Here is a 2,156-nt window from a genome sequence, read left to right as displayed (position 1 = left end):
GGTATGCCAGAAAGTGTGCGTATCGCCTGAAAACCCAACCCGCTGCAGAGACGCTCGCCCTGAATCTGATTTATTCAACAAAGCCGCGCACTGGGTAAAAACAGCACATAAGCTTCCCTCCAGATGAAAGGGCTATGTCACTAACGCGACAGAGCCTGAAAACAGCCTACCCGACCAGAATTGATGACAGAATGGTGCTCGCCCGGCGCTATGTTCATGGTCAGGAAGCAATCGACAGGCGATTGAAATTCCTAACCATGAACTGGACTTTTACATTCTGAGCAGTACGAATTTACCGTACGACTTTCTCAACGGCTGAACCGTCCAGCGCCGCCTTCACCACGCGGAATACGTCGGTATTGTCGATATACTTCCCGTCATTCAGACCCACGTATTTAGCGTAACCTGCATCGGTGCCGCGCACGCGTGAACCGAAGGCTTCTGCGCCTGCGCCTTTCGCCCACAGCGGAACCAGCGCGTTAGAATGGTTGCCGGTCGGGCGGAAGGATATACCCGGCATCTGACCCTTGCCTTTATTGGTAACAGCTTCAAACGCGTTTTTCTGCGCGTCCGGACCCATCGGCATCCCGTTGTCGTGATCGGTGGTGACAATCAGCAGAGTTTCACCCCAGTTGCTGTTCTTCTCTACCCATTCGATCACAGACGATACTGCGTTGTTGAAATCAGCAGTCTCTTCGATCAGACGACCATATTCCACGCCCATGCAGTTAGGGTTGTAGGAGTTACCCCAGTCGCCTTTGCCAGTACAGGAGTTGCTGGTATGCGCGGACCAGTCGGTCGCGCCGCCTTCAATCATCACAAAGAAGCCGTTTGCATTTTTGCTCAGGTGCTGGATCGCCCCTTCGGTCATGGTTTTCAGTGTCGGGACAGTGCGTATATACGCATCGCCGGAAGGCGTTGCCACATCTTTACCGACGATCGCCGCTTGGCGTCCCTGCTGCAGGGTGCCGTTCGGAGCAACGTTCGGTGAGCCCAACAGCGGGCCTTCATAGCGCAGAGCACCATTTGCCAGCTGGCTAAATTCATCCGTGCTGCGAATCACTTTCCACGGCTGGCTGGCACCGGCCGGCGTCAGTTTACCGGAGGTCAGCTGATCCGCTTCGGCTTTCGCCAGATAGCTGTACGCGTCCTCACCACAACCTACGGCAGACTCATCCTTCACCAGCTTGCCGCAATCGGTACCGTTCGAGTTAAAGCCCGGCAGACCGGTTCCCATAATCAGATCCAGTTTGCCGGACGTCAGCATCTGGTGAGAAATGGCATGATAGTCGTTGCGGGATGCGTTCTGTGCGCCAAACGCCGCAGGCGTGGCGTGAGAGAACGGCACGCTTGTGACGACACCAGTCGCTTTACCCTGTTCTTTCGCAACGAGGGTAACAAAGATTACCGGCTTGCCGTTGTTGTCGACGTTAATCGCGTTGTTATAGGTTTTAGTACCCGATGACAGCGCGGTACCGGCAGCGGCGCTGTCGGTTGGGTCGGTTGCCAGATACGCGTAGCCTTTAAACGGCAGATCCTTATCGGCATTCGGGCTGGTATCCCAGGCTTTCTGCGCATCGTAATTGACTAACGAATCATTGTTATGGGTTGCTTGTTTCGACGCGTTCAGCGGATAGGTTGTCATGGCATATTTTACCGGGAACCCGGCGTATGGAGTCTGGTCACGGTCACCGTACTGCCAGTAGGCCGTTGCGTCCCAGGTCCCCCAGCCAGCCCCGTCATTGATCATCACAATCACGTTTTTGGCTTTTACCTCAGCCGCCGTAACAATAGAAGGTACGGCGGCAGCCATACCGGCGAAGGATAGGATGCCGAAAGCTAAATGGCTTTTACGAAACAGAGCGGAAGCATTCAGCGCGGTGCGTTGACGGGTCATACAAATTCTCCATTGGTTTAGAATAACATAATTTATTTTCTAATCATTTCAAATTATCTCTCTTTATTTCTATTGAGTATTGAGATGTCGTATGACAATTAAATGACAGGTAGCAGGCAATGTCTCTAATTAGTTGAATCTGATGTATAATTCTGGATTTTGGAGTTATCTCACGGCCTGTGTTAACGTTCATCGTCCCACTGTGGGCTTTGTTGAATAAATCAGATTCAGGGCGAGCGTTTCTGCAGCGGGTTGGGTT

Annotated in this window: 1 protein-coding gene; it reads right to left on the bottom strand. The window is 52.7% G+C overall.

Annotated elements, in window-relative coordinates:
- Window positions 1-292 precede the first annotated feature (292 nt).
- Window positions 293-1,897, bottom strand: a complete 1,605-nt coding sequence (locus tag IBT46_RS26940) for an alkaline phosphatase (RefSeq protein ID WP_305038811.1) — start codon at window positions 1,895-1,897, stop codon at window positions 293-295.
- Window positions 1,898-2,156 lie beyond the last annotated feature (259 nt).

Source organism: Erwinia sp. S38 (assembly GCF_016624545.1).
GTDB lineage: Bacteria > Pseudomonadota > Gammaproteobacteria > Enterobacterales > Enterobacteriaceae > Erwinia > Erwinia coffeiphila.
This window is presented reverse-complemented; position numbering and strand designations above follow the sequence as displayed.

Bases quoted from the DNA above. Each gene is read 5' to 3' on its own strand.
- IBT46_RS26940 (WP_305038811.1), bottom strand. From the start codon at position 1,897: ATGACCCGTCAACGCACCGCGCTGAATGCTTCCGCTCTGTTTCGTAAA.